The organism is Streptomyces sp. NPDC015139 (genome assembly GCF_043079785.1).
Classification (GTDB): Bacteria; Actinomycetota; Actinomycetes; order Streptomycetales; family Streptomycetaceae; genus Streptomyces; species Streptomyces albidocamelliae.
Map to the genome: position 1 here is coordinate 146469 of NZ_JBIBUW010000005.1, position 26817 is coordinate 173285.

General features: G+C 72.4%; 26 protein-coding genes. 16 read left to right on the plus strand and 10 right to left on the minus strand.

Annotated elements, in window-relative coordinates; all coding sequences use genetic code 11:
* Positions 1-19 precede the first annotated feature (19 nt).
* Positions 20-1207: a hypothetical protein gene (locus tag ACF08B_RS15590; protein WP_392317831.1), complete on the plus strand. Its 1188-nt coding sequence runs from the start codon at positions 20-22 to the stop codon at positions 1205-1207.
* Positions 1208-1229: 22 nt separating this feature from the next.
* On the opposite strand, the gene ACF08B_RS15595 is transcribed toward ACF08B_RS15590, so the two are convergent.
* Complete coding sequence (locus ACF08B_RS15595; protein ID WP_392317832.1) at positions 1230-2465, minus strand: glycosyltransferase 87 family protein; 1236 nt, start codon at positions 2463-2465, stop codon at positions 1230-1232.
* A gap of 141 nt (positions 2466-2606) precedes the next feature.
* Between ACF08B_RS15595 and ACF08B_RS15600 the strand changes: the two genes are divergently transcribed.
* Together ACF08B_RS15600 and ACF08B_RS15605 are read left to right on the plus strand one after the other, a co-directional pair.
* Positions 2607-3749: a glycosyltransferase family 4 protein gene (locus ACF08B_RS15600; protein WP_392317833.1), complete on the plus strand. Its 1143-nt coding sequence runs from the start codon at positions 2607-2609 to the stop codon at positions 3747-3749.
* A gap of 122 nt (positions 3750-3871) precedes the next feature.
* Positions 3872-5458: a GMC oxidoreductase gene (locus tag ACF08B_RS15605; protein WP_392318139.1), complete on the plus strand. Its 1587-nt coding sequence runs from the start codon at positions 3872-3874 to the stop codon at positions 5456-5458.
* A 28-nt stretch (positions 5459-5486) separates the two neighbouring features.
* Here ACF08B_RS15605 and ACF08B_RS15610 read toward each other — a convergent pair whose 3' ends face one another.
* The gene (locus ACF08B_RS15610; RefSeq protein WP_392317834.1) at positions 5487-7283 is read right to left on the minus strand and encodes an AMP-dependent synthetase/ligase; all 1797 of its coding nucleotides are present in this window, start codon (positions 7281-7283) and stop codon (positions 5487-5489) included.
* 296 nt (positions 7284-7579) lie between these two features.
* Here ACF08B_RS15610 and ACF08B_RS15615 point away from each other — a divergent pair, with 296 nt between their 5' ends.
* The 6 genes from ACF08B_RS15615 to ACF08B_RS15640 all read left to right on the plus strand — a co-directional run bounded on the left by ACF08B_RS15615 (position 7580) and on the right by ACF08B_RS15640 (position 12665).
* Entirely contained in the window at positions 7580-8377 is a 798-nt protein-coding gene (locus ACF08B_RS15615; protein ID WP_392317835.1) for a metallophosphoesterase, read from the plus strand.
* 122 nt (positions 8378-8499) lie between these two features.
* Positions 8500-8940 (plus strand): SRPBCC family protein, encoded by a 441-nt coding sequence (locus tag ACF08B_RS15620; RefSeq protein WP_093478314.1) that lies wholly within the window; start codon positions 8500-8502, stop codon positions 8938-8940.
* 100 nt (positions 8941-9040) lie between these two features.
* Positions 9041-10222 carry an ArsA family ATPase gene (locus ACF08B_RS15625; protein ID WP_392317836.1) on the plus strand — a complete coding sequence of 394 codons (1182 nt, stop codon included), beginning with the start codon at positions 9041-9043 and terminating at the stop codon, positions 10220-10222.
* A 57-nt stretch (positions 10223-10279) separates the two neighbouring features.
* Entirely contained in the window at positions 10280-10771 is a 492-nt protein-coding gene (locus tag ACF08B_RS15630; RefSeq protein ID WP_392317837.1) for a DUF5304 domain-containing protein, read from the plus strand.
* A gap of 67 nt (positions 10772-10838) precedes the next feature.
* A complete protein-coding gene (locus ACF08B_RS15635) occupies positions 10839-11792 on the plus strand; it encodes an ROK family glucokinase (RefSeq protein ID WP_020939526.1) in 954 nt (317 codons plus the stop codon).
* 126 nt (positions 11793-11918) lie between these two features.
* Positions 11919-12665: an endonuclease/exonuclease/phosphatase family protein gene (locus ACF08B_RS15640; RefSeq protein ID WP_392317838.1), complete on the plus strand. Its 747-nt coding sequence runs from the start codon at positions 11919-11921 to the stop codon at positions 12663-12665.
* A gap of 49 nt (positions 12666-12714) precedes the next feature.
* On the opposite strand, the gene ACF08B_RS15645 is transcribed toward ACF08B_RS15640, so the two are convergent.
* Both ACF08B_RS15645 and ACF08B_RS15650 read right to left on the minus strand, forming a co-directional pair.
* On the minus strand, positions 12715-13284 hold the full coding sequence (locus tag ACF08B_RS15645) for a hypothetical protein (protein WP_392317839.1): 570 nt from the start codon (positions 13282-13284) through the stop codon (positions 12715-12717).
* Positions 13277-14056 (minus strand): carboxylesterase, encoded by a 780-nt coding sequence (locus ACF08B_RS15650; protein WP_073892983.1) that lies wholly within the window; start codon positions 14054-14056, stop codon positions 13277-13279. The genes ACF08B_RS15645 and ACF08B_RS15650 overlap by 8 nt, the downstream gene beginning before the upstream one ends.
* A gap of 192 nt (positions 14057-14248) precedes the next feature.
* Between ACF08B_RS15650 and ACF08B_RS15655 the strand changes: the two genes are divergently transcribed.
* The 4 genes from ACF08B_RS15655 to ACF08B_RS15670 all read left to right on the plus strand — a co-directional run bounded on the left by ACF08B_RS15655 (position 14249) and on the right by ACF08B_RS15670 (position 18084).
* The gene (locus ACF08B_RS15655; protein ID WP_392317840.1) at positions 14249-14998 is read left to right on the plus strand and encodes a lysophospholipid acyltransferase family protein; all 750 of its coding nucleotides are present in this window, start codon (positions 14249-14251) and stop codon (positions 14996-14998) included.
* Between the two features lie 36 nt (positions 14999-15034).
* Complete coding sequence (gene macS / locus ACF08B_RS15660) at positions 15035-16270, plus strand: MacS family sensor histidine kinase (RefSeq protein WP_392317841.1); 1236 nt, start codon at positions 15035-15037, stop codon at positions 16268-16270.
* Entirely contained in the window at positions 16267-16944 is a 678-nt protein-coding gene (locus ACF08B_RS15665; protein WP_392317842.1) for a response regulator, read from the plus strand. Before macS ends, ACF08B_RS15665 begins: the two co-directional genes overlap by 4 nt.
* Positions 16945-17055: 111 nt before the next feature.
* On the plus strand, positions 17056-18084 hold the full coding sequence (locus ACF08B_RS15670; RefSeq protein ID WP_392317843.1) for a 6-phosphofructokinase: 1029 nt from the start codon (positions 17056-17058) through the stop codon (positions 18082-18084).
* 61 nt (positions 18085-18145) lie between these two features.
* Here ACF08B_RS15670 and ACF08B_RS15675 read toward each other — a convergent pair whose 3' ends face one another.
* Positions 18146-20008 carry an anthranilate synthase family protein gene (locus ACF08B_RS15675; RefSeq protein WP_392317844.1) on the minus strand — a complete coding sequence of 621 codons (1863 nt, stop codon included), beginning with the start codon at positions 20006-20008 and terminating at the stop codon, positions 18146-18148.
* 110 nt (positions 20009-20118) lie between these two features.
* The gene (locus tag ACF08B_RS15680; RefSeq protein ID WP_073894098.1) at positions 20119-20175 is read right to left on the minus strand and encodes a trp operon leader peptide; all 57 of its coding nucleotides are present in this window, start codon (positions 20173-20175) and stop codon (positions 20119-20121) included.
* Positions 20176-20281: 106 nt separating this feature from the next.
* Between ACF08B_RS15680 and ACF08B_RS15685 the strand changes: the two genes are divergently transcribed.
* Positions 20282-21634: a class II 3-deoxy-7-phosphoheptulonate synthase gene (locus ACF08B_RS15685; protein ID WP_392317845.1), complete on the plus strand. Its 1353-nt coding sequence runs from the start codon at positions 20282-20284 to the stop codon at positions 21632-21634.
* A 158-nt stretch (positions 21635-21792) separates the two neighbouring features.
* Positions 21793-22017, plus strand: a complete 225-nt coding sequence (locus ACF08B_RS15690; protein ID WP_093478331.1) for a bacterioferritin-associated ferredoxin — start codon at positions 21793-21795, stop codon at positions 22015-22017.
* On the opposite strand, the gene bfr is transcribed toward ACF08B_RS15690, so the two are convergent.
* The gene (gene bfr, locus ACF08B_RS15695; protein ID WP_093478332.1) at positions 22014-22493 is read right to left on the minus strand and encodes a bacterioferritin; all 480 of its coding nucleotides are present in this window, start codon (positions 22491-22493) and stop codon (positions 22014-22016) included. The genes ACF08B_RS15690 and bfr overlap by 4 nt on opposite strands.
* A gap of 178 nt (positions 22494-22671) precedes the next feature.
* Here bfr and ACF08B_RS15700 point away from each other — a divergent pair, with 178 nt between their 5' ends.
* Positions 22672-23304 carry a sulfite oxidase-like oxidoreductase gene (locus ACF08B_RS15700; RefSeq protein WP_392317846.1) on the plus strand — a complete coding sequence of 211 codons (633 nt, stop codon included), beginning with the start codon at positions 22672-22674 and terminating at the stop codon, positions 23302-23304.
* A 13-nt stretch (positions 23305-23317) separates the two neighbouring features.
* On the opposite strand, the gene ACF08B_RS15705 is transcribed toward ACF08B_RS15700, so the two are convergent.
* The 3 genes from ACF08B_RS15705 to pknB form a co-directional block, all read right to left on the minus strand.
* A complete protein-coding gene (locus tag ACF08B_RS15705) occupies positions 23318-23851 on the minus strand; it encodes a DUF4396 domain-containing protein (protein ID WP_392317847.1) in 534 nt (177 codons plus the stop codon).
* 75 nt (positions 23852-23926) lie between these two features.
* Positions 23927-24808: a deoxyribonuclease IV gene (locus tag ACF08B_RS15710; protein ID WP_392317848.1), complete on the minus strand. Its 882-nt coding sequence runs from the start codon at positions 24806-24808 to the stop codon at positions 23927-23929.
* A 56-nt stretch (positions 24809-24864) separates the two neighbouring features.
* On the minus strand, positions 24865-26796 hold the full coding sequence (gene pknB / locus ACF08B_RS15715) for a Stk1 family PASTA domain-containing Ser/Thr kinase (protein WP_392317849.1): 1932 nt from the start codon (positions 26794-26796) through the stop codon (positions 24865-24867).
* Positions 26797-26817: the final 21 nt, after the last annotated feature.

The window sequence follows — 26817 nt, forward strand, 5'->3', positions numbered from 1 at the left end:
TCGGCCGTACGATCGGGAAATGGCTGGTCGAAGAGGGGTGTGGCGCGCCGGAGCCGTCGGCCTCGCCCTGCTCCTGCCCCTGACGGGATGCGGTGGGCGCCCGTCGGCCGACTCCGTCCGCGCCGAGGTGCAGCACGTGCTCGACCGGCGCGCCGCCGCTCTCGTCCGGCACGACGAGACGGCCTACGGCGCGACCGGCTCCCGCACCGAGTACGCCCGGCTGCGCGCCCTGCCGCTGGCCTCCTGGTCCTACCGGGTCACCGGCGTGCACCGCACCTCCTCCGGCGCCACCGCCGACGCCGAGCTGCGCTACCGCGTCGCCGGCTACGACAAGGCCCCCGTCGAGGCCCGTCGCACCCTCACCCTCGGCCGTACCGCCGCGGGCGGGTGGTACGTCACCGCCGACACTCCCGCCAGGCCCGCCGGGCAGCAACTGTGGGACCAGGGCACGGTGACCGCCGTGCGGGGCGCGCACGGCCTGGTCCTCGGCACCGGCCGGCCCCTCGCCGAGCTGCGGGCGTTCTCCCGGATGGCCGACCGTGCCGTCCCGGCCGTCTCGCGGGAGTGGGACACCGGCTGGAGCCGGCGGGTCGTCGTCCTCGTGCCCCGGACCCTGGCGGGCATGGCTGCCCTGCTCGGCTCGCCCGCGTCCAACTACCGGGGCATCGCGGCCGTCACCACCGGCGAGGCGGCCGGTTCGGGCCGGGCCCCCGCGGACCGGGTGGTCGTCAACCCGGAGGCGTACTCCGGCCTCGGCGAGGTCGGCAAGCAGGTCGTGCTCACCCACGAGACCACCCATGTCGCCACCCGTGCGCACACCACCGCCGCCACCCCGCTGTGGCTCTCCGAGGGGTACGCCGACTGGATCGGCTACCTCGGCACCGGCCGCACCCCCACGGAGGTCGCACCGGAACTCGCCCGCGCCGTCGAGGACGGCCGGGCCCCCCGCGCGCTGCCCGCCGACAAGGACTTCGGATTCACCAGCGAGCCCACCGAGCTGGCGCGGGCCTACGAGGGCGGGTGGCTGGCCTGCCGGATGATCGCCGACCAGTGGGGCCCGGACCGGCTCGCCGCCTTCTACCGGGCCGTCGGCGCGCACGACAAGCGGGCGGGAGCGGTCCAGCAGGCGCTGGAGAAGGTCCTCGGCATCACGCCGGAGGAGTTCGGTGCGCGCTGGCGGGAGTACGTGGGGGCGCAGCTCGGCTGAGGCGCCGGCCCGGCCGCGGGCGTCAGGAGGAGACCGGGGTCTCCTGCGCCCGGGTGGCCTGCGGCGGGAACGGCGCGCTCACCGGCGGTGGCACGGTCGCCCGCCACAGTGAGCGCCCCGCCGTCACCGTGGCCGCGACCAGCAGCCCGTTGCGCAGCACCAGCAGCGTGATGCCGTACCAGTCGCTGAGCACCACGTGCGAGAAGCCGAGCGGGAACTCCAGGACCGTCAGGAAGGAGGCGAGGGCGACCATCAGCGCGGGTGCCCCCATGCGGCTCGCCCGGTGGGACACACAGACGGCGGCCAGCCCGATCAGCCAGACCAGGTACTGCGGGCTGATCACCCGGCTGGTGACCGTGAACAGCAGCACCGCCGTGAAGGCCGCGTCGGGGAGCGTCTGCGGGGCGAAGCGGCTCGCGCGCAGCCGCCACAGCAGCAGCCAGCCGAACCCGACCCCGGTCAGCGCCAGCGCCGCCGTGCTGACCTGGTCGACGTGCGGGCCGAGGAACTCGATCGACCCGTAGTTCAGCAGCACCTGGCCGTTCCAGCCGAAGTGCCGGGCCACGTGGAAGACCAGGGAGCCCAGCGACTCCACCTCGGTACCCCGGTCCCGCTGGAAGGTCAGGAAGGCGAACGCGCCCGGCATGGTCACCGCGAACAGGGCCGCGAGACCGGCCGCGGTCACCGCCGCCGACGCCCACGGCCGCCGCCCCACGGCACCGGCCAGCAGCAGCGCCGGCCACACCTTCAGCAGCGCCCCGAAAGCGGCCAGCGCGCCCATCGCCCGCGGGTGCCGGGCCCCGGCGAGCAGGGCCGCCACGGCGACCGCCGTCACCATCACGTCGTAGCGGGCGTAGACCGTGGGCCCGAGCAGCGGTGCCGCCGCCACCCACATCCAGGCCCCGCGCCGCGACCGGCCGGGGGCCCGGCCCGCGTACAGCAGCAGCGCCAGGACCACGAGGTCGGCGAGGAAGGCCAGCACGAAGAAGGCGTGCTCGTAGGAGAGGAAGGGCAGCGCGGCGGGGGAGAGGACGGGCAGCGCGGCGGCGGGCGGGTACTGCCAGGTCACGTCGTCCAGCGGAAACGTTCCGTGCCGCAGGACCTCGTACCAGCCGCGGTAGGTCACCGACACGTCGGAGGTGACGTCCGGGCCGGGGAAGACGTACACCCGGAAGACGAGCAGCAGCAGCACCGCGCGGGTGGTGCACCAGGTCGCGAGCAGCACGGCCGGGGACCGCCGGGCGGCCTTCGTCTCCACGTGATCCCCTGTCCCTCGCCGCCGGCTGCGTCCGCCGTGCTGTTCGATTCCGTGTGCCCATGATGGCGTGCGGTCCTGTGCGCGTGCCACAGGCTCGGCCGCGCCCTGCCGCGTACGGCCGATTGGGTAGGGTCGGCGGCGATGCACAAGACCCTGATCGTCACCAACGACTTCCCGCCCCGGCCGGGCGGCATCCAGGCCTTCCTGCACAACATGGCTCTGCGCCTGGACCCCGACCGGCTGGTCGTCTACGCCTCCACCTGGAAGCGCGGCCGGGAGGGGGCGGAGGCCACGGCCGCCTTCGACGCGGAGCAGCCCTTCACCGTCGTACGCGATCGTACGACCATGCTGCTGCCCACCCCGGGGGCGACCCGGCGGGCGGCGGGGCTGCTGCGGGAGCACGGCTGCACCTCGGTGTGGTTCGGGGCGGCGGCGCCGCTCGGTCTCATGGCGCCCGCGCTGCGGAAGGCCGGCGCGCAGCGGCTGGTGGCGACCACGCACGGGCACGAGGCCGGCTGGGCCCAGCTGCCCGCGGCCCGGCAGCTGCTGCGCCGGATCGGCGAGTCCACGGACACGCTCACCTACCTCGGCGAGTACACCCGCTCGCGGATCGCGGCCGCGCTCACCCCCGCGGCGGCCGGGCGGATGGCGCAGCTGCCGCCCGGGGTCGACGAGAAGACCTTCCACCCCGGCTCCGGCGGCGACGAGGTCCGGGCCCGGCTCGGCCTCACCGACCGGCCGGTCGTCGTCTGCGTCTCCCGGCTGGTGCCCCGCAAGGGCCAGGACACCCTCATCCGGGCGCTGCCCCGCATCCTCGCCGCCGAGCCGGACACCGTGCTGCTCGTCGTGGGCGGCGGTCCCTACGAGCAGGATCTGCGCCGGCTGGCCCGTGAGACGGGGGTCGACGCCTCGGTCCGCTTCACCGGCGCGGTGCCCTGGTCCGAGCTGCCCGCGCACTACGGCGCGGGTGACGTCTTCGCCATGCCGTGCCGCACCCGGCGCGGCGGCCTGGACGTCGAGGGCCTCGGCATCGTCTACCTGGAGGCGTCCGCGACCGGCCTGCCGGTCGTCGCCGGCGACTCGGGCGGCGCCCCCGACGCCGTGCTGGACGGGGAGACGGGCTGGGTGGTCCGCGGCGGCGAGCCGGCCGAGGCCGCCGACCGGATCGTCGCCCTCCTCGGCGACGCCGGGCTGCGCCGCAGGATGGGCGAGCGCGGCCGGCGGTGGGTCGAGGAGAAGTGGCGCTGGGACCTGCTGGCGGAGCGGCTGAAGGAGCTGCTGTAGGAGCCGCGCCGGACGGCGCACCGTCGCGCGGCCCCTAGCCGGAACCGGAAAATCCGCACATGCTGCGCATCATGGCAGCAAAACTGATGCAGCGTCAGCTGACAAGACGTCACATACTCGGTATGGCCGCGCTCCAGACCGCGGCCACCCTCGGGTTCACCCGCGTGGGCCTCCAGTCCGCCCGCGCCGCCGAACCCGACGCGGTCGAATCCGCCCCGGCGATCGTCGTCGGTTCCGGCTACGGCGGGGCCGTGGCCGCCCTCCGTCTCGGCCAGGCCGGCATCCGCACCCTCGTCCTGGAGATGGGCCGGCTCTGGAACACCGCCGGCCCCGACGGCAAGGTGTTCTGCTCCACCAGCGCCCCCGACCGGCGGTCCATGTGGTTCCGCTCCCGCACCGAGGCCCCGCTCGCCACCTTCCTGTGGCTGGACCTGGTCAACAAGGCCATCAGCCCCTACCCGGGGGTGCTCGACCGCGTGCACTACGACGCCATGTCCGTCTACGTCGGCCGGGGCGTGGGCGGCGGGTCCCTCGTCAACGGCGGCATGGCGGTCACCCCGCTCAAGTCCTATTTCGCCGAGCAGTTCCCGACCGTCGACGCCGACGACATGTACGGCACGTACTTCCCGCGCGCCCGCGCCATGCTCGGCGTCAACACCATCGACCCCGCGTGGTTCGAGTCCACCGACTGGTACCGGTTCACCCGGACCTCGCGTAAGGCCGCCGCCAATGCCGGCCTGCGGACCACCTTCGTGCCGAACGTCTACGACTTCGGCCACATGCAGCGCGAGGCGGCCGGCACCGCCACGAAGTCCGCGCTCGCCGGCGAGGTCATCTACGGCAACAACGAGGGCAAGCGCAGCCTCGACAAGACGTACCTCGCCGCGGCCCTCGGCACCGGGAACGTCACCATCCACACCCTGGAGAAGGTGCGCACGATCGCCAGGGCCGCCGACGGGTCGTACGTGCTGACCGCGGACCGGATCGACGACACCGGCGCGGTGGTGGAGACCAGGAGCTACGGCTGCCGGTACCTCTTCCTCGGCGGCGGCAGCCTCGGCACCACCGAACTCCTCGTCCGCGCCCGGGACACCGGCACCCTGCCCGAGCTGAACTCCAGTGTGGGCGCCGGCTGGGGACCCAACGGCAACACCATGCTCGGCCGCGCCAACCACGTCTGGGACACCGTCGGCGCCGACCAGGCCACCATGCCCGTGATGGGCATCGACGACTGGTCCAACGCCGACAACCCCGTCTTCGCCGAGATCGCGCCCCTCCCCATGGGGTTCGAGCACTGGATCAGCCTCTACCTGGCCATCACCAAGAACCCCGAGCGGGCGTCGTTCTCGTACGACTCCGCCTCGGGGGCGGTCAAGCTCGGCTGGACCGCGGCGCAGAGCGCGGTGTCGGTGCGCATGGCCAAGAAGCTGTTCGACCGCATCAACCTGGCCAACCTCACGATCTACCGCTACGACCTGTTCGGCTCGTCGAGCAAGGTCTTCGCGGACGACTTCACGTACCACCCGCTGGGCGGCTGCGTGCTGGGCCGGGCCACGGACGACTACGGCCGGGTGAAGGGGTGTCCGAGGCTGTACGTCACCGACGGCTCGCTGGTGCCCGGCAACATCGGCGTGAACCCCTTCGTCACCATCACCGCGCTCGCCGAACGCACGATGGCGCGGGTCCTCGCCGAGGACACCGCGCCATGACGCGCTTTCAGCGGCCCTGCCAGGTCCGCTACTTCGCGTAGATCGCCTCGATCTGGTCCGAGTAGTCCTTCGCCACCACGTTCCGCTTGAGCTTCAGTGACGGGGTGAGGTGGCCCGACTCCTCCGTGAACTGGGAGGACAGAATGCGGAACTTCCGCACCGATTCCGCCTTCGACACCGCGGCGTTGCCGTCGTCGACCGCCGACTGGATCGCAGCGACCAGGTCGGGGTCCTCGCGCAGCGACGCCGCGGTGGAGCCCGCCGGCTTGCCGTGCTCGGCGGCCCACCGGCCCAGGAACTCGTCGTCGATGGTGACCAACGCGCCCACGAACGGCCGTCCGTCGCCGACCACCATGCACTCCGCGACCAGCGCGTGCGCCCGGATCCGGTCCTCGATCACGGCCGGCGCCACGTTCTTGCCGCCCGCCGTGACGATGATCTCCTTCTTGCGGCCGGTGATCCTGAGGTAGCCGTCCTCGTCGAGGGTGCCGATGTCACCGGTGTGGAACCAGCCGTCCGCCAGCGCCTCCGCGGTCGCGCCCGGGTTGTTCCAGTACTCCTTGAACAGGTGCTCGCCGTGCAGCAGCACCTCGCCGTCGTCCGCGATCCGGACCACCGAACCCGGCAGCGGCTGCCCGACCGTGCCGATCTTCTGCCGGTCCCACGGGTTGAACGCGGTCGCCGCGCAGGACTCGGTCAGGCCGTAGCCCTCCAGCACCGTGAAGCCGATGCCCCGGAAGAAGTGACCGAGACGCTCGCCGAGCGGGGCGCCGCCGGAGATCGCGTACTCGCCCCGGCCGCCGAGGACCGCCCGCAGCTTGCTGTAGACCAGCCGGTCGAAGACCTTGTGCTTGACCTTCAGGCCGAACGACGGGCCCGAGGCGCTGTCGAGCGCCTTGCTGTACGCGATCGCCGTGTCGGCGGCCTTGTCGAAGATCGCGCCCTTGCCGTCCGCCTGCGCCTTGGCCCGAGCCGAGTTGTAGACCTTCTCGAAGACGCGCGGCACGCCGAGGACCAACGTCGGCCGGAAGGCGGCGAGCTCGTCGGTCAGGTGCTTGATGTCGGGGACGCAGCCCAGCTTGATCGGCGCCATCATCGGCGCGATCTGCACGAGCCGCCCGAAGACATGGGCGAGCGGGAGGAAGAGCAGCACCGAGCACTCACCGGTGCGGAACAGCGGGCGCAGCCGCTCCACGATGTTGCCGCACTCGGCGAAGAAGCTGCGGTGGGTGAGCACGCAGCCCTTGGGGCGGCCGGTCGTACCACTCGTGTAGACGATGGTCGCCGGGTCGTCGGCCTTGGCGAGCGAGCTGCGCTCCTCGACCGCCTCGTCCGACACGTCCTGCCCGAGCCGCGCCAGCTCCGCCATGCCGCCGGCCTCGATCTGCCAGACGTTCTTCAGCGCCGGCAGCGACTCGCGGACCGCCTCCACCGCCGCCGCGTGGCCGTCCAGCTCCACGACGCACGCGGTCGCGCCCGAGTCGGACAGGATCCACTGCACCTGCTCCGGCGAGCTGGTCTCGTACACCGGCACGGTGATCGCGCCCGCGCTCCAGATCGCGAAGTCGAGCAGCGTCCACTCGTAACGGGTGCGGGACATCAGAGCCACCCGGTCGCCCGGCTGCACCCCGGCGGCGACGAGCCCCTTGGCGGCGGTGCGCACCTCTGCCAGGAACTCCCGGGCCGACACGTCCTGCCAGACGCCGCCGACCTTGCGGGCGATGACGGCGACGTCGGGATGCTGCGCGGCGTTTCTACGGACGATGTCGGTCAGATTGCCGTCCGCAGGGACCTCGTACAAAGCCGGAAGGCTGAACTCGCGCAAGACTGCTGCTCCTCATAGGGCGCCGGCGCCACGACACTGTGTGATGCGACGGTGCGGTCCAAGGCTCGGGCAAGTGCTCGCGGATTCACATGTTGAAATCCTGAGCACGACTGGACTGCCCGGACGTTACCCGCCGGTATGGCATCTACGACAGGGGGTCCCGGCGAGATGTTCGCTGCGTCACACAGACTGGCGTTCCTTCGCGCACAGTAGTCCACGGCTTAACCGACCGGCGAGTAACCGCAGGCCGGACCGCCACTGTTCACGCGGACCACACAGGCTTACGCTTGATCGCCATGGCATTCACACCCTCCGGCGACCGACGGACCCGCGTCCACGTGGTCAGCGACGTGCACGGCAACGCCCGGGACCTGGCCCGGGCCGGCGAGGGTGCCGACGCCCTGATCTGCCTGGGCGACCTGGTCCTCTTCCTCGACTACGCCGATCACTCGCGCGGGATCTTCCCGGACCTCTTCGGTGAGGAGAACGCCGACCGGATCGTCGAGCTGCGGACCGCGCGCCGGTTCGCCGAGGCCCGCGAGTTCGGCGCCCGGCTGTGGGCCGGCATCGGCGCCGACCGGGCCACGGCCGTGGAGAAGGCGGTGCGCAAGCAGTACGCCGAGCTGTTCGCCGCGTTCCCGACCCCTACGTACGCCACCTACGGCAATGTCGACATGCCGCCCCTGTGGCCGGAGTACGCCCGGCCGGGCACCACGGTGCTCGACGGTCAGCGGGTGGAGATCGGCGGCCGGACCTTCGGCTTCGTCGGCGGCGGCCTGCGCACCCCGATGCGCACCCCGTACGAGATCGACGACGAGGAGTACGCGGCGAAGATCGAGGCGGTCGGCGAGGTCGACGTGCTGTGCACGCACATCCCGCCGGAGGTGCCCGAGCTGGTCTACGACACCGTCGCGCGCCGTTTCGAACGGGGCAGCCGCGCCCTGCTGGACGCCATCCGCCGCACGAAACCGCGCTATTCGCTGTTCGGGCACGTCCATCAGCCGCTCGTGCGCCGGATGCGCATCGGCTCGACCGAGTGCGTCAACGTCGGCCACTTCGCCGGGACCGGCAGGCCCTGGGCGCTCGAATGGTGATCAGCGGGACATCGGGTGAAGGCGCCAGGTCGGTGGCGCGGTAGCCTTCACGCTGCACACACGTGCGCAGCCCGGCGCGCACGGACCCCTCAACACGGCCTGCATCCGGAGGAGCCACGGCGATGGCGGAACACACCAGTTCGAGCATCACGATCGAGGCGGCTCCGGCCGACGTCATGGCGGTGATCGCCGACTTCGCGCGCTACCCGGACTGGACCGGCGAGGTGAAGGAGGCGGAGGTCCTCGGGGCCGACGCGCAGGGCCGCGCCGAGCAGGTCCGCCTCGTCATGGACGCCGGCGCCATCAAGGACGACCAGACCCTCGCCTACACCTGGACCGGCGACCACGAGGTCTCCTGGACCCTGGTCAAGTCCCAGATGCTCCGCTCCCTGGACGGCACCTACCTGCTCAAGCCGGCCGGCGCGGGCGCCACCGAGGTCACCTACCGGCTCACGGTGGACGTCAAGATCCCCATGCTCGGCATGATCAAGCGCAAGGCGGAGAAGGTCATCATCGACCGCGCCCTCGCCGGCCTGAAGAAGCGGGTCGAGTCGGACCGCTAGCCGGCCCGCGGGCCGGGGCACGCGGCGGGGCCGGGCACGGCCCGGCCCCGGGCGACGGTCCCACGCCCCCCACCCCCGCGGTCCGTTACGGTTCACCCTCATGCGCACCATCCTGATCACGGGTCCGGGCGGCAGCGGTCGTACGACCATCGCCGCCGCCACCGCACTGCGCGCCGCCGAAGCGGGCGACCGCACCCTCCTGCTCAGCGCCGACCGCACCGACACCCCCGGCGCGGCCCTGGGCGCCCGATCAGGACCGGTCCCGGCACAGGCCGCCCCGAACCTCACCGTCTGGCGTCCGGACGCCACGGAACGGTTCCGCGAGGACCTCACCGCCTTCCAGAACCGCGCCGCGGGCGTCCTCGACCTCCTCGGCGCCGCCCGCCTGGACGCCGAGGAGGTCACCCCGCTGCCCGGCGCCGAGGAACTGTCCTTCCTGCGCGCACTGCGTGACGCGGCCCTCTCCGAGCGCTACGACCTCCTCGTCGTCGACCTGCCGCCCCTCCCGCAGGCCCTCGCCCTGCTGGCCCTGCCCGAGGAACTGCGCCGCTACCTGCGCCGTATGCTCCCGGCCGAGCGGCAGGCCGCCCGCGCGCTGCGCCCGGTCCTCGGCCGGCTGGCCGGCGTCCCCATGCCCGCGGAGTGGCTGTACGAGACGGCCGCCCGCTGGGACGTCGAACTCGCCGCCGTGGGAGCCGTCCTCACCGACCGGAACACGAAAGTCCGCCTGGTCGCCGAACCCGGACCGGCCGGCGCCGACGCGGTCCACGACGCGGCGCTCGGTCTCGCCCTGCGCGGCCTGCGCACCGAGGCCCTGATCGCCAACCGCGTCCTGCCCGACGCCGGCGGCGACACCTGGCTCGCCGGACTCCTCGCCCAGCAGCGCAAGACCCTCGCCGACTGGCAGGACACCGAGCGGTCCCACGACGTGCACTCCGTCCGGCACCTCGGCCGCGACCCGCACGGCACCGACGACCTCGGCGCCCTCGCCGTCCCCGGCGTCAACCCCGGGCCCGCCCCGGTCGAGTGGCCCGTCGCCGACCGCCTCGCCGAGGACGGCGTGCTGGTCTGGCACATCCCGCTGCCCGGCGCCATACGGGAGGAGCTGGACCTGATCCGGCGCGGCGACGAACTGCTGATCGCGGCCGGTCCCTTCCGCCGTATCGTCCCGCTGCCGTCCGCCCTGCGCCGGTGCACCGTCGCCGGAGCCGGACTCCGCGAGGGCGAGCTGCGTGTCCGGTTCGCGCCCGATCCCGACCTGTGGCCCGCCGGCGGACGCTGAACGGGGCACGCCCGTTCGGGTAACGTCGTAAGGGCGAACCGTAGTCAGGAGTCCGCCATGAGCGAAGAGCGTCCCGCGTCCGGTCCCCACGAGGAGGAGCAGCCGCGGGCGACCGACGCCGACGCCTGGGCCACGGCCTGCGCCGAGGACCTCGCCGCCGAGAAGGCCCGGCGCCGCGCCGGGCACGGCCCGCAGCCGGGTTCGGCCGCCGAGGAACTGCGCAAGTTCGTGGACACCGTGGCCGACAGGCTGTCCGGCCTGCAGTCCCCGCTCCTCACGGGCCTCGCCGGACCCGCCGCCCAGCAGGTGGTGCGGCAGGTCGTCCAGCAGGCGAAGGCCGCCGTCGAGCCCGTCGTGGAGCGCAACCCGGACGTCTTCGACCATCTCGCCGCGGCCGGCTCCGAGCTGCTGGCCGCCTACCGCTCCGCCGTCCAGGCCCAGGAGCGCCGCTGGACCACCGGCGCGTCCGGCCCGAAGGAAGACGACCGGCCCGACCGTCCCGACCGGGGCGAGGGCACCGGTCCGGGCGAACGCATCGACCTGGACTGAAGCCCTTCCACGGCAGGGCCTCGGGTACGGTTGGCCGTAGCGGGGCTCGACCGGAACTGAGGGATTCATGGGACTCACCATCGGCGTCGACATCGGCGGCACGAAGATCGCGGCCGGCGTGGTCGACGAGGAAGGCAACATCCTCTCGACCTTCAAGGTGCCGACCCCCACCACGCCCGAGGCCATCGTGGACGCCATCGCCTCGGCGGTGGAGGGAGCGCGTGCGGGGCACGAGATCGTCGGCGTGGGCATCGGTGCGGCCGGCTACGTCAACCGGCAGCGCTCCACGGTGTACTTCGCGCCCAACATCGACTGGCGCAACGAGCCGCTGAAGGAGAAGGTCGAGGCCCGCACCGGCCTCCCGGTCGTGGTCGAGAACGACGCCAACGCGGCCGCCTGGGGCGAGTACCGGTTCGGTGCGGGCAAGGGCCACCGCAACGTCATCTGCATCACGCTCGGCACCGGCCTCGGCGGCGGCATCATCATCGGCAACAAGCTGCGCCGCGGCCACTTCGGCGTGGCCGCCGAGTTCGGCCACATCCGGATGGTCCCGGACGGCCTGCTGTGCGGCTGCGGCTCGCAGGGCTGCTGGGAGCAGTACGCCTCCGGCCGCGCCCTGGTCCGCTACGCCAAGCAGCGCGCCAACGCCACCCCCGAGCGCGCCGAGGTGCTGCTCGCGCTCGGCGACGGCACCCCCGACGGCATCGAGGGCAAGCACATCTCCATGGCCGCCCGCCAGGGCTGCCCGGTCGCCGTCGACTCCTACCGCGAGCTGGCCCGCTGGGCCGGCGCGGGCCTCGCGGACCTGGCCTCCCTGTTCGACCCGTCCGCGTTCATCGTCGGCGGCGGCCTCTCCGACGAGGGCGATCTGGTCCTCGACCCGATCCGCAAGTCGTACAAGCGCTGGCTGGTGGGCGGCAACTGGCGCCCGGTGGCCGACGTGATCGCGGCCCAGCTCGGCAACAAGGCGGGCATGGTGGGCGCGGCCGACCTGGCCCGCGAGCCCGACCCGATCATGTGACGCTCACTTCCTGAGCTTCGACGCCTGCGCGGCCTTCGGGGCGCGGGGACCGAGCGACCGGCCACGACGCACCGGCGGTCGCGCACGCTCCCCGCGCCCCGAGCCGTGAGGCGTACATTGATCCATATGGCGCTGCTCCCCAACTCCACGACAGAGCCCGACGGTTCGGCCGTCATCCGTGTACTGAGCTACAACATCCGCTCGATGCGGGACGACACGGACGCCCTCGCCCGCGTCATCACCGCCTGCGCCCCCGACCTCGTCCTCGTCCAGGAAGCCCCCCGCTTCTTCCGCTGGCGCAAGAAGCTGGCCCGGCTCGCCGCCGCCTCCGGCCAGGTGATCCTCACCGGCGGCGCCACGGCGGCGGGACCGGCGATCCTGTGCGGTCTGCGGGCCACGGTCGAGCGCACCGAGGACGTCCTGCTCCCGCTCACCCCCGGCCTCCACCGGCGCGGCTTCGCCACGGCGGTCGTACGGTTCGGCAGCGCCCGCCTCGGCGTGATCAGCTGCCACCTCAGCCTCCAGCGGGACGAGCGACTGGAGCAGGGCGGCATGCTCCTCGACCGCCTCGCCGGACTGGGCGTGGAGCACGCCGTCGCCGGCGGCGACCTGAACGAACGCCCCGACGGCCGCACCTTCCGGCACCTCGCCGCAGGTCTCCAGGACTGCCGCGCCACGGCACCCTGGGGCGGCGAGTTCACCTCCACCCCGGCCCACCCGCACCAGCGCATCGACGCGGTCTTCGCCACCAAGGGCGTCGAGGTGCTCGGCTGCGGTGTCCCACTGGACCAGCCGGGGGTCACCCGGGCCGACCTGACGGTCGCGACGGACCACCTGCCGGTGCTGGCGGCGCTGCGCGTGCCGGCCGCCTGAGCCGCACATGCCACGCGCGCCGGCGTCCCCGCCGGCGCGCGTCGCGGGCTCAGACCACGGCCCCGCGCCCCGGATCGTCGTCCTCGTCGTCGTCCGTCCGCATCCGCATGACCAGCGTGGCGAAGCCGCCCAGGAAACCGCCGATGCCGAGGGTCGCCAGCCACCAGGTCATGTCCCAGCCGAGGACGACCGCGAGCAGCAGCAGGATCGGGCCGCCCACGACACCGAGCCAGGCGAACTTGGCGGACGCGTCGGCGACCGGCAGCGGCGGCGGCTCCGGCGGTACGAAGTGGCCCTCGTCGTCCGCGTCGAAGTCGTCGTCGGACGGCTCCGGCGCCACATGGTCGCGCGGCCCGACGCCGGGCGCGAACGAGACCGAGCCGCCCAGCGGGCGGGCGGCCCGGGGCTCGGCCGGATCGTCCCGGTCGCCGGTGGTGTCCGTCTCCGGCAGCGCGAGGTCCTCCACCGGCTTGAAGGGCTTGCTGCCCGGCGGATCCGGCGGCTCCGTGCCGTACCCGGCGACGATGGCCCGCCAGGCGGCGTCCTCGTCGAAGGGCACCCCCTGCTCCTCGGGCTCCCGCTCCTCGCGGTTGTCGCGGTCGGAGTCGTGCTCAGCCAACTGCGGCCGTCCCTTCCTTGCCGACACTGGGTGCGAGCCGGCCGATGAAGGCGAGGCTCTCCTCGAAGACCCGGTCCGCATCCTCGTCCAACGTCGCCACGTGGTAGCTGTGTTCCAGCACGAGCTCCGTCACGTCCGTGGACGACACCCGGCTCAGCACCCGGGCGGAGTCCGCGGCCGGGACCACATGGTCCTGGGCGCTGCGCAGCAGCAGCAACGGCTGGGTGACCTGGGGCAGCTCGCCGTCCAGCCGGCGCAGGAAGACCCGCAGCGAGTGCGCCGCGTGCAGCGGCACCCGGTCGTAGCCCAGCTCCGCCGCGCCCTCCTTCGCGATGTCGCTGGCGATGCCCTTCGTCGTCCGCACGAGGTGCCGGGCCACCGGAAGGGCGTACGCCGACAGGCCGTGCACCCGGTTCGCCGGGTTGACGGCCACCACGCCCGCGACCCGCTCGCCGTGCCGGGCGGCCAGCCGCAGAGCCAGCGCGCCGCCCATCGACAGGCCCGCGACGAACACCCGCGAGCAGCGGTCGGAGAGCAGGCGCAGCTCGCGGTCCACCTCCGCGTACCAGTCCTGCCAGCCCGTGAGCTGCATGTCCTCCCAGCGGGTGCCGTGGCCGGGCAGCAGCGGCAGCGAGACGGTCAGGCCGTGGGCCGCGTGGTGCTCCGCCCAGGGGCGCAGCGACTGGGGGGAGCCGGTGAAGCCGTGACAGAGGAGAACGCCCACCTCCCCGCCGTCGTGGCGGTACGGCTCGGCTCCGGGGAGAACCGGCACCTTTCGACTCTCCTGTTCCTGTGCAGGGCCGCGTCGGGTGACCGGCGGAACTCGTCCGGTGACCGGCGCGGGCGGAAGAAACGCGCGGATGTGCTTCACCGTACGCGACCGCACTGACACCGACCAGGGCCGTCGGGTCCATCGACGGTCCTCCGGGTTAAGGTCTGTCCGACGGAAACAGGAGGCACACGGGTGTTGTACGGCACGATGAAGGTCGCCATCGGCGGGCCGCTGAAGGTTGCCTTCAGACCATGGGTCGAGGGGCTGGAGAACATTCCGGCCGAGGGCCCGGCCATCCTGGCCAGCAATCACCTGTCCTTCTCGGACTCGTTCTTCCTCCCGACGATGCTGACCCGCAAGGTCACCTTCATCGCGAAGGCCGAGTACTTCACCACGCCCGGCGTGAAGGGCCGCCTCACCGCCGCCTTCTTCAAGGGCGTCGGGCAGCTCCCGGTGGACCGCTCCGGGGCGCGCGGCGCCGGCGAGGCGGCCATCAAGAGCGGCATAGAGGTGCTCCAGCGGGGCGAGCTGTTCGGCATCTACCCGGAGGGCACCCGCTCGCCCGACGGCCGGCTGTACCGGGGCAAGCCCGGCGGCCTCGCGCGCGTGGCGCTCGCCACCGGAGCGCCGGTCATCCCGGTCGCCATGATCGACACGGAGAAGATCCAGCCGCCCGGCAAGGTCGTGCCCAAGCTCATGCGGCCGGGCATCCGCATCGGCGAGCCCATGGACTTCAGCCGCTACCAGGGCATGGAGCACGACCGTTTCGTGCTGCGCGCCCTGACCGACGAGGTCATGTACGAGATCATGAAGCTCTCCGGCCAGGAGTACGTCGACATCTACGCGACCGCGGCCAAGCGCCAGATCGCGGAGGCGGCGAAGGCGGCCAAGGAGGCGGCCAAGGAGGCGGAGAAGGCCGAGAAGAAGCAGGCCGACTCCTAGACGGGGGACCGCGGGGAATACGGGGGGCGGGGGGACATGCCCAGGCGTGAGCGGGTCATGAGGATGTCGGTCGAGCTGCCGCTGTGGCGTGCGCTCGCCGGCTACCGCGTGCTGACCATGCTGTACGCGATCGGCCTGTGCGCCACCGCGTACTCCCACTTCGTCCGCCCCTGGGTGGCCGTCGCCTACTACGCCGTCCTGGTCGTGTGGACCCTCGCCACCCTGCCCCGGGTGGCGAGCGCGACCGCCTGCACCAAGCGGTTCCTCGCCGCCGACCTGGCCGTCGCCCTCACCGGCATCCTGCTCACCCCGCTCGCCGACAACCACGAGCGGATCGCGGGCGGCGGACCGACCCTGCCCTCGATATGGACGGCCGGCGCGGTCCTGGCCTTCGCCCTCAAGGGCGGCTGGCGCTGGGCGGCGGTCGCCTCCACGGCCGTGGCCGCCGTCAACCTGGTCGAGCGCGGTCGACCCGCCCGGGACACCGTGCACAACGTGATCCTGGTCTGGGTGGCCTCCATCGCCATCGGCTACGTCGTGGAGGTCGCCCGCGCCTCCGAGCGCACCCTCGCCCGCGCCCTGGAGATCGAGGCCGCGACCCGGGAGCGGGAGCGGCTGGCGCGGGACATCCACGACAGCGTGCTCCAGGTCCTGGCGATGGTGAAGCGCCGGGGCGCGGCCCTCGGCGGCGAGGCGGCCGAACTGGGCCGGCTCGCCGGGGAGCAGGAGGTGGCCCTGCGCACGCTGGTGTCGGGTGGCCTGGTGCCGGTGTCCCGGGTGTCGGAGGACGTCTCCGACGGGGCGGTCGTCCGCGTCGTCGAGGAGCCGTACGAGGACGGACCGGCCGGTCCGGTCGACCTGCGCTCCCTGCTCGCCCCCTACGCGTGCGGCCGGGTGAGCCTCGCCGAGCCCGGCGCCCCGGTGCTGCTGCCGTCCGCGGCGGCCCGCGAGGTGGCGGCGGCGGTCGGGGCCGCCCTGGACAACGTGCGCCGGCACGCCGGCGAGGACGCCCGGGCCTGGCTGCTGGTCGAGGACGAGCCGGACGAGGTCGTGGTGACCGTCCGGGACGACGGCCCCGGGATCCCCGAGGGCCGGCTCGCCCAGGCCGAGGGCGAGGGGCGGCTCGGGGTGGCCCAGTCCATCCGCGGGCGGCTGCGGGACCTCGGGGGCGGCGCCGAGCTGATCTCGGTCCCCGGCCAGGGCACGGAAGTCGAACTGAAGGTACCGAAGGGCGCCGAAGGGGCGCGGGGGAAGAAGGCGGAGCGGCGATGACGGAGCAGCGGGACACGATCCGGGTCATGGTGGTCGACGACCACCCGATGTGGCGGGACGCGGTCGCCCGGGACCTGGCCGAGTCCGGCTTCGAGGTGGTCGCCACCGCGGGCGACGGCGAGCAGGCGGTCCGCCGCGCGAAGGCGGCCGCTCCCGACGTCCTCGTGCTGGACCTCAACCTGCCCGCCAAGCCCGGTGTGCAGGTCTGCAAGGAACTCGTCGGCCACGACCCGGCGTTGCGCGTGCTGGTCCTGTCGGCCAGCGGGGAGCACGCCGACGTGCTGGAGGCCGTGAAGTCGGGCGCGACCGGCTACCTGCTGAAGTCGGCCTCGACCGAGGAACTGCTGGACGCGGTGCGCCGTACCGCCGTCGGCGACCCGGTGTTCACCCCGGGCCTCGCCGGACTCGTCCTCGGCGAGTACCGCCGGCTGGCCTCCGAGCCCGCGCCCGCCCCCGACACGGACGGGCCCGGGGCGCCCCGGCTCACGGACCGGGAGACGGAGGTGCTGCGGCTGGTAGCCAAGGGCCTGAGCTACAAGCAGATCGCCGAACGCCTCGTCATCTCCCACCGCACGGTCCAGAACCACGTCCAGAACACCCTCGGCAAGCTCCAGTTGCACAACAGGGTCGAACTCGTGCGGTACGCCATCGAGCGCGGCCTCGACGACGAGTAGGCCGGATTCCGGCGCAACTCACCGGAATCACCCTTCCCGCCTCTCCCGATGTGACGCGGATCACCATTAGCGTGACCGATCGTCAGGCAACCGCGGCGAAGGGACATTTCCATGCGGGTCGGAGTACTGACCGGAGGCGGCGACTGCCCCGGGCTCAACGCCGTCATCCGGGGCGTCGTACGCAAGGGCGTACAGGAGTACGGCTATGACTTCGTCGGCTTCCGGGACGGCTGGCGAGGTCCGTTGGAGGGCGACACCGTCCGCCTCGACATCCCCGCCGTGCGCGGCATCCTGCCCCGCGGCGGCACCGTCCTCGGCTCCTCCCGGACCAACCCCCTCAAGGTGGAGGGCGGTGTCCGCCGGATCAAGGAGAACCTCGTCAAACTGGAGGTCGAGGCCCTCATCGCGATCGGCGGCGAGGACACCCTCGGCGTCGCCGCGAGCCTCTGCGACGACTACGGGATGCCGTGCGTCGGCGTACCGAAGACCATCGACAACGACCTGTCCGCCACCGACTACACCTTCGGCTTCGACACCGCGGTCAACATCGCCACCGAGGCCATCGACCGCCTGCACACCACCGCCGAGTCCCACATGCGGGTCCTGGTCTGCGAGGTGATGGGCCGGCACGCCGGCTGGATCGCCCTGCACTCCGGCCTCGCGGGCGGCGCCAACGTCATCCTCATCCCCGAACAGCGCTTCGACCTCGACCAGGTGTGCGCCTGGATCACCTCCCGCTTCAAGGCGTCGTACGCCCCGATCGTCGTCGTCGCCGAGGGCGCCATGCCGAAGGACGGCGAGATGGTCCTCAAGGACGAGTCCCTGGACTCCTTCGGCCATGTGCGGCTCTCCGGGGTCGGCGAGTGGCTGGCCAAGGAGATCGAGAAGCGCACCGGCAAGGAGGCCCGCACCACGGTCCTCGGGCACATCCAGCGCGGTGGCACCCCCAGTGCCTTCGACCGCTGGCTCGCCACCCGTTTCGGCCTGCACGCCATCGACTGCGTCCACGAGGGCGACTTCGGGAAGATGGTCGCCCTGCGCGGCCCCGACATCGTCCGCGTCCCGATCTCCGAGGCCACGGCGAAGCTGAAGACCGTGGATCCGAAGCTCTACGACGAGGTCGGGGTGTTCTTCGGCTGACGGCCGCTCCCGACGTCGTCCGGGGCCCGGTGGCCGCACCGGCCGCCGGGCCCCGGTTCCCTCACCTCGCGCCGCTCGCCGCGCGCAGCCGGGCGATCAGCTCCCGCAGCACCGGGGCGCCGTTCAGCGTGAGGACGGACTCCGGGTGGAACTGCACCCCGGCGAACCCGGGACCGCGCAGCGCGTGCACCTCGCCGTTGTCCGCGCGGCTCACCTCGACCCCGTGCGCGGACAGCTCCCGGGCGGCCTCCTCGTCGCAGCGGGCCGTGAAGCTGTTGTAGAAGCCGACGGTCTCGGGCCGCCCGAACAGATCGATCACGGTCTGCTCCCCCTGGCAGGGGACCTCCTTGCGGACGATCTCCAGCCCCAGCTCGGCCGCGATCAGTTCATGGCCGAGGCAGACCCCGAGCACGCCGTAGCGGTGCTCCCGGAGCACCGTGGCGGCCAGCGCGCGCAGGATGCGCATCTTCGGGTCGGTGAGATCGCCGGGGTCGCCCGGACCGGGGCCCAGCACCACCGGGCCCTCGTGCGCGAGCACCTCGTCCCGCAGCCCCGGCTCGTCGTACCGCCGTACCGTCACCTCCAGCCCGCCGGAGCGCAGCACGTGCGCCAGCATGGCGGTGAAGGTGTCCTCGCCGTCGACGACCAGGGCGTGGCCCGTCAGCTCCCGGGCCTGCTCCTGCATCCGCAGCCAGAACGGCGCGAGCGCGGAGCGCCGGCCGTCCAGGGCGGCCCGCACCCGGGGGTCGTCGGCCAGCCGCGGGCGCTCCCGCTCCGTGCGCGGCCGGGACGGCCGTACCCCGAGGGCCGCCAGCACGCCCGCCGCCTTGGCGTGGGTCTCCGCGACCTCGCCCGCCGGGTCCGAGCCGCGGACGAGCGTCGCCCCGACCGGGACGCGCAGCCGGCCGTCGGCGTCGATGTCGGCGGTCCGGATGAGGATGGGGGAGTCCAGCGTCTGCGCGCCCCCCGAGTCCCGGCCCAGCAGCGCGAGCGCGCCCGCGTAGTAGCCGCGGCCGCCCACCTCGTGGCGTTCGATGACCCGGCACGCGTTCTGCACCGGCGACCCGGTCACCGTGGCCGCGAACATGGTCTCCCGCAGCACCTCCCGCACGTCCAGGGAGGACCTGCCGCGCAGCTCGTACTCGGTGTGCGCGAGGTGCGCCATCTCCTTCAGCCGTGGCCCGACGACCACCCCGCCGCGGTCGCCGACCGTGCACATCATCTTCAGTTCCTCGTCGACGACCATCGACAGCTCCTCGATCTCCTTGCCGTCGGCGAGGAAGTCCAGCAGGTGCTCCGGCGTGGGGCCCTCGGCGGGATAGCGGTAGGTGCCGCTGATCGGGTTCATCACGACGGTGCCGCCGGACATGCGCACGTGCACCTCGGGACTGGCGCCCACCAGCGTCCGGTCCCCGGTGTGCACCACGAACGTCCAGTAGGCGCCCCGCTCGCCCTCCAGCAGCCGGCGGAACAGCGCGAGCGCGTCCGCGCGGCCGAAGCCGGGGATGTCGCCCCGGTACGTGCGCCGGATCACGAAGTTGGCGCCCTCGCCTTGGCCGATCTCCTCGGCCAGCACCCGTCCGACGATCCCGGCGTACCGCTCGTCGTCGACGTCGAAGCCGCCGCCCTCGACCCGCACGTCGTGGCCGGGCAGCGTCCGCAGGGCCTCGTCGAGCGGGATCTCGTACGACTCCTCGGGGGTCAGCACCAGCAGCGGGGTGCCGTCGTCGCGGACGTCGAAGCCGCGCTCGCGGATCTGCCGGAACGGGACCAGCGCGAGGCCCTCGTCGGGCAGGTCGGCGAGCCGCTCGCGGCTGGTCACCGGGCCGAGCAGCACCTCCACCACCGCCTCGTCGCGCCCCGGGGTGCGACGGCGGAGCAGGGCGAAGGGGCGGGGGTCCAAGAGCAGGTCGTGCAGGTTCACGGGTCGGGCTCCTTCTCGTACGTCTGAGTTCGTCTGACGGAGAGGAACGACCCGGGAAACACCGAAGGCCGCCCCTCGGGCGGCCTTCGCGAAGTCTGTGTGCGCGCGAATCAGTGGGCCGCCGGAGAAGCGGTCCACCACCAGTTCTGGATCGAAAGCGCGAACATGCCAGGAACCCTACCCCACCCGTCGGCGTTCCACGGGGCGATCGCTCCGTCTCACTCTGCGAGCAGGAGGAAAAAACATCCGACACGACCCCGTAGTGTTTACGGGGTGACCGTGAACGCTAAGACCAGCCCGAGCGCTGGCAACACCTGGCGCGACCTGCCCGCGGCGCAGCAGCCCGAGTACCCCGACACCGAGGCTCTGCGCGCAGTGATCGCGGACCTCGAGTCGTATCCGCCGCTCGTCTTCGCGGGCGAGTGCGACCAGCTGCGCGCCCGGATGGCGGCCGTCGCCAAGGGTGAGGCGTTCCTCCTCCAGGGCGGCGACTGCGCCGAGGCCTTCGACGCGGTGTCCGCCGACCACATCCGCAACAAGCTCAAGACGCTGCTCCAGATGGGTGCCGTCCTGACCTACGCGGCCTCGGTGCCCGTGGTGAAGGTGGGCCGGATCGCCGGGCAGTACTCCAAGCCGCGCTCCAAGCCGACCGAGACCCGTGACGGCGTGACGCTCCCGGTCTACCGGGGCGACTCCGTCAACGGCTTCGACTTCACCGAGGCCAGCCGCTACCCGGACCCGGAGCGGCTCAAGCGGATGTACAACGCCTCGGCGTCCACGCTGAACCTGGTGCGCGCCTTCACCACCGGCGGTTACGCCGACCTGCGCCAGGTGCACGCCTGGAACCAGGACTTCGTGCGGACCTCGCCGTCGGGCCAGCGCTACGAGCAGCTCGCGCGCGAGATCGACAGCGCGCTGAACTTCATGCGGGCCTGCGGCACCGACCCGGAGGAGTTCAAGACCGTCGAGTTCTACTCGTCGCACGAGGCGCTGCTGCTGGACTACGAGTCGGCGCTGACCCGCGTCGACTCCCGCACCGGCAAGCTGTACGACGTCTCCGGGCACATGGTGTGGATCGGTGAGCGCACCCGGCAGCTGGACGGCGCGCACATCGAGTTCGCCTCGAAGATCCGCAACCCGATCGGCATCAAGCTCGGCCCGACGACGACGGCCGAGGAGGCGCTGCAGTACATCGACCGCCTCGACCCCGAGCGGGAGCCGGGCCGGCTGACGTTCATCGTCCGCATGGGCGCCGGCAAGATCCGCGACAAGCTGCCCGAGCTGGTGGAGAAGGTCACGGCGTCCGGCGCCACGGTGGCCTGGGTGACCGACCCCATGCACGGCAACACCTTCGAGGCGGCCTCCGGGCACAAGACCCGCCGCTTCGACGACGTGCTCGACGAGGTCAAGGGCTTCTTCGAGGTGCACAAGGCCCTCGGCACCCACCCGGGCGGCATCCACGTGGAGCTGACCGGCGACGACGTGACCGAGTGCGTGGGCGGCGGCGACGAGATCTTCGTCGACGACCTGCACCAGCGCTACGAGACGGCCTGCGACCCGCGGCTCAACCGCAGCCAGTCGCTGGACCTGGCGTTCCTCGTGGCCGAGATGTACCGGGACCAGTGACGGTCTCGCCCGTCACACCGGCCTGAGTGGGGCGCGGATCACACCCGATCCGCGCCCCCCGCCACTTTTGCGCTCACCGAGGCATGGGTAAGGTTAGGTTTGCCTCACCGAGAACCGGGATGGCAGTAAGCGAGCGATCCCGTCGGGAGGTGAGCCGGATGTTCGTCTGCAGTTGCTTCGGTGTCACCGAGCAGCAGGTGCAGCAGCACGCGGAGAACGGCGCCTGCACCCCGCGCCAGATCGCCTCCGCCTGCAAGGCCGGCACCGACTGCGGCTCGTGCGTCCGGCGGATCCAGGCCATCCTCGGCCGGGGCGCGTGCCCCCGCCGCGAACTGGCCGACCAGGGCAGGCCCGTCCTCGCGGAGATCCCGGACGCCGCCTAGCTCTCCGGCTGCTCGATCAGCTGGGCGAGGTAGAGCGCCTCCCCGAGCTTCTCCAGCAGCTCCAGCTGGGTGTCCAGGTAGTCGATGTGGTGCTCCTCGTCGGCGAGGATGTCCTCGAAGATGTTCGCCGACGTGATGTCGCCCTTCTCCCGCATCACCTTGATGCCCCGCTTGAGGCGGTCGATCGCCTCGACCTCGATCTGCCGGTCCGCCTCGAACATCTCCCGGATCGTCTGCCCCACCCGGACGTGGAAGAGCCGCTGGTAGTTGGGCAGCCCGTCCAGGAACAGGATCCGGTCGGTGAGCACCTCCGCGTGCTTCATCTCGTCGAACGACTCGTGCCGCGTGTACTTGGCGAGCTTCGTCCAGCCGAAGTTCTCCTGCATCTTCGCGTGCAGGAAGTACTGGTTGATCGCGGTCAGCTCGCCGGTGAGCTGCTCGTTGAGGAACTCGATTACCTCGGGGTCGCCCTGCATCGCAGTGGGCTCCTTCCACAGTGGAGGGACGGGGGAGGCGTGCGGCGGCATGATGTCACCGGCGAGGAAGATCGTCCAGTAAGTGCGTACTTAGTAAGTTAGTGATGAGTTGATGCCTCTTGTCCGCTTCGGTGGAGGGTGGTCAAGGGCACTGCCCGAGGTCTGTCAGGATGGATACATGGGGCATCCGGTGGAGCGAGAGTCTGGAGCAGCGGCAGGGTCCGAGCTTCCGCCGGGTCAGCGGCTCCAGCGCGGCTGGCCGGTCACGCACTACGGGCCCGTCCCGAAGTTCCGGCCCGAACGCTGGGAGTTCCGGGTCTTCGGCGCCACCGCCGACGGCGACAAGCGCACCTGGGTCCACGAGGAGTTCGCGGCCCTGCCGTACACCACCGTCGTGGCGGACCTGCACTGCGTGACGAAGTTCAGCATGGTCGGCGCGGAGTGGGGCGGCGTTCCGGCCCGCGCGATCCTGGACCTCGCCCCGCCGGCGCCGGACGTCACCCATGTGATGGTCTGGGCGGAGTACGGCTTCAGTTCCAACCTGCGCCTGTCGGACTTCGCCTCCGACCGCACGATCTTCGCCACCCACAAGGACGGTGAACTGCTCACCGCCGAGCACGGCTTCCCGGTCCGCCTGATCGTCCCCCACCTGTACGCCTGGAAGGGCCCGAAGTGGGTCCGCGGTGTGGAGTACATGACCGCCGACCGCCGCGGCTTCTGGGAGGAGCGCGGGTACCACAACCTCGGCGACCCCTGGAAGGAACAGCGCTACTCCTACCAGGAGGAGCCCGGGGACGGCCCCGAGCTCTGAGCTCCCGGTCCGCTCAGTGGTGGTACCGGTGGACCACCGCGTGTCCCTTGCCCCGCCCGATCGTCCACTTGTTGACGGGGGTCGTCACGACGAAGGCGATCACGAGCGAGGCGGCCAGCGAGATCCAGAACAGCGGCTCGGCGAGCGTCGCGTCCATCGCTGACGGCCAGACCAGGATCACGCCGTTGTCGATCAGCTCCATCACGGCGATGGACAGGGTGTCCGCGGCGAGCGCCACGCGGAAGGCGGTGCGGAAGTCGACACCGGCCCGCAGCACTCCGCGCAGCGTGAACGAGTAGCCGAAGAAGAAGGCCAGGACGACCGCCAGCAGGGTGGTCGGCAGGTTGCCCCAGCCGAACGCCGTACCGACGACCATGCCCAGCACCTCGCCGACGGCGCAGCCGGTGAGGCAGTGCAGCGTGGCCTGGACGGCCGTCGACCAGGTGGCCGCGGGGCCGTGCCCCTGGTGCTGCCCGTGCGTGGGCGCTCCGTGCGTGTGCTCGTGCTGCTGGTGCTGCTCGTGTCCGGTGTGAGCGGTGTGGTCCATGGTTTCCCCCATCCCGAGTGACGGTTCCTGCAACCGACAGGAACCGTATACCCCCCTGGGGTATTCCGGAACGGGTCAGGAATCCCGGAGTTTCTTCAGCCGCTCCACGTCGGCCGCGTGCCCCTCCTTGCCGCCCGGCGTCTCGATGATCAGCGGGACGCCCGCCGTCGCCGGGTGGGTCATCAGGGCGCGGAAGGGGTCCTCGCCGATGTGACCGGCGCCGATGTTCTCGTGCCGGTCCTTGTGCGCCCCTGCCACGTCCTTGGAGTCGTTGGCGTGGATCAGCCGCAGCCGGCCCTCGCCCACGGTGTCCACCAGCAGGTCCAGGGTCCGGTGCATGCCGCCGGGCTCGGCCAGGTCGTGCCCGGCGGCGAAGACGTGGCAGGTGTCCAGGCACACGCCCAGCTTCGGATGGGCGTCCAGCGCCGCGAAGTACGGCCCGAAGTCCCAGGTGCGCGAGCACAGCGACGCGCCCTGCCCGGCGGTCGACTCCAGCAGCAGGTACGGATCGTCGTCGTGGGTCAGCTCGTCCAGCACCGGCAGCAGGCGCTCCCGCACCTGCTCCAGCGCCACCTCCCGCGCCCGCCCGCCGGTCGCGCTGCCGGTGTGCACGACGACACCCAGCGCGCCGATCTCCCGGCCGCGCCGCAGCGAGTGGCGCAGCGACTCCACCGACCGCTCCACCGTCGCCTCGGTGTGCGAGCCGAAGTTGATCAGGTAGGGAGCGTGCACGTACGCCGGGATCGACTCCTCGGCGCACGCCGCGCGGAACGCCTCGTCCTGCCGCGGGTTCCCGGCGGGCGTGGCCCAGCCGCGCGGGTTGGCGACGAAGACCTGCACGGTCTCCGCCTTCAGGTCGCGGGCGTACGACAGGCCCACGGAGTGCAGGCCGCCGGCCACCGGGACATGGCCGCCCACCGGGTTGCGGGGCGGGAGGGAGGAGGGATCGGGACTCACCCGTTCAGGGTGTCATGCCCGCTCCGGCCCCCGGACCACGGTCCCGGTGACCCCCGTCACCGGATGGTGATGGTGATCGTCGACCCCTTGGGCGCCCGGTCGCCGCCCGCCACCGACTGCTTCTTCACGGTGTCGCCGAACAGCCCGAGCAGACCGCGGTCCTCGTCCACCTCGAAGCCGGCCCCCTCCAGGGCCTCGTGGGCGTCGTCCACGCTGTCGCCGACCACGTCCGGGACCTGGATCATCGGCGGGCCCTTCGACAGCGTCAGCTTCACCGTGTCGCCCTCGGCGGCCTGGCGGCCCTGCTCCGGGCTCTGCGCGGCGACCTTGCCCTTGTCGATGTCCGAGTTGATCCGCTCGGGGACGATCTCGACCTTCAGGCCGGCGTCGGTCAGCTCCTGCCGGGCGCTGTCCGGGTCGTCACCGGTGACGTCGGGGACGTTGATCGCGCGGCCCTTGCTGACGGTCAGCGCGATCGCCGAACCGGCGTGCCGCTTGGTGCCCGCGGCCGGCGTCGTGGCGATCACGGACCCCTTGTCGACGTCCTCGCTGAACTGGCGGGTGACCATGCCCGGCTCCAGCGCGTCCGCCTTCAGCCGCGCCCGCGCCTTCGCCAGCGGCTGCCCCCGCAGATCCGGCACGTTCACCGTCTCCGGGCCCAGCGAGACGGTGAGCTTCACCGAGTCGTTGTCCCGGATGCGGGAGCCGGGAGTGGGGTCGCTGCTGATGACCGTGCCCCGCTCGACGGTGTCGTTGTAGGCCCGCTCGACCTTCCCGACGTCCAGGCCGGCCGCCTTCAGCCGCTGTCTGGCCTGGTCCTCCGTCTTGGTCACCAGCGGGGGGACCTTGGTGAACTGCCCCGAGTTGATGTACCAGACGCCGGCGCCCACGCCGAAGACCAGCAGCACGGCCGCGAGCACCGCCAGCAGCCCGCGCCGGGGCCGCCGCGCCGTCGGACCGCGGGGCGGCTCGGGCGGCGGGGACTGCAGCCGGGTGGTGCGGTGGACGCCGTCCTCGGCCGGATCCTCGTTCACGGGCAGCGGCCGGGGCACGGTCAGCGAGCGCGGGATCACGCTCGTCCGGTCCTCGGCGATGTCGTGCTCCGCGGTCAGCGCCTGCGGCGGCAGCCGGTCCAGCTGCTCCGCGGTCAGCCCCTGACGGGCCCCGCGCGCCAGGGCGAGCAGCGCCACGGCGTCGTGCGGGCGGACGCCCGGGTCACGCGCGGTGGCCGAGGCGACCAGCCCGTCCAGTTCGTACGGCAGTCCCGGCACGAGCGCCGAGGGCGGCGGCACGTCGTCGTGCAGGTGCTTGTAGAGCACCTGGGCGGGGGAGTCGCCGGAGTGCGGCTTCTCACCGGTCAGCATCTCGTAGAGGACGACACCGCACGCGTACACGTCCACCCGCGGATCGGCGGTGCCCTGCTCTATCTGCTCCGGAGCGAGGTACGACACCGTCCCGAGGACGGCACCGGTCGTGCTGGTCACGGTGTCCACCGAGCGCACCAGCCCGAAATCGGCGACCTTGACCCGGCCGTCGTCCCCTATCAGGACGTTCTCCGGCTTCATGTCGCGGTGGACGAACCCCGCCCGGTGCGCGGCGCCGAGCGCGGCCAGCACCGGCTCCAGGATGTCCAGCGCGGCCCGCGGCTGCACCGCCCCCCGCTCACGCAGCACGTCCCGCAGGGTGCACCCGGCGATGTACTCCATCGCCAGGTACACGTACGACCCGTCGGTGCCCTGGTCGAAGACCTGCACCACGTTGGGGTGGTCGAGCCGGGCGACGGACTTGGCCTCCCGGATGAACCGCTCGACGAAGGAGCCGTCGGTCGCGAGCGCCGGGTGCATCACCTTCAGCGCGAGGACGCGGTCCAGGCGGGTGTCCAGGGCCCGGTAGACCGTGGCCATCCCGCCGGCCGCGATCCGTGCCTCGACGCGGTAACGGCCGTCGAGCACCTGCCCGACGAGGGGGTCCTGAAGGGTCGTATCCACGCAGGGGAGTCTACGAGGGGC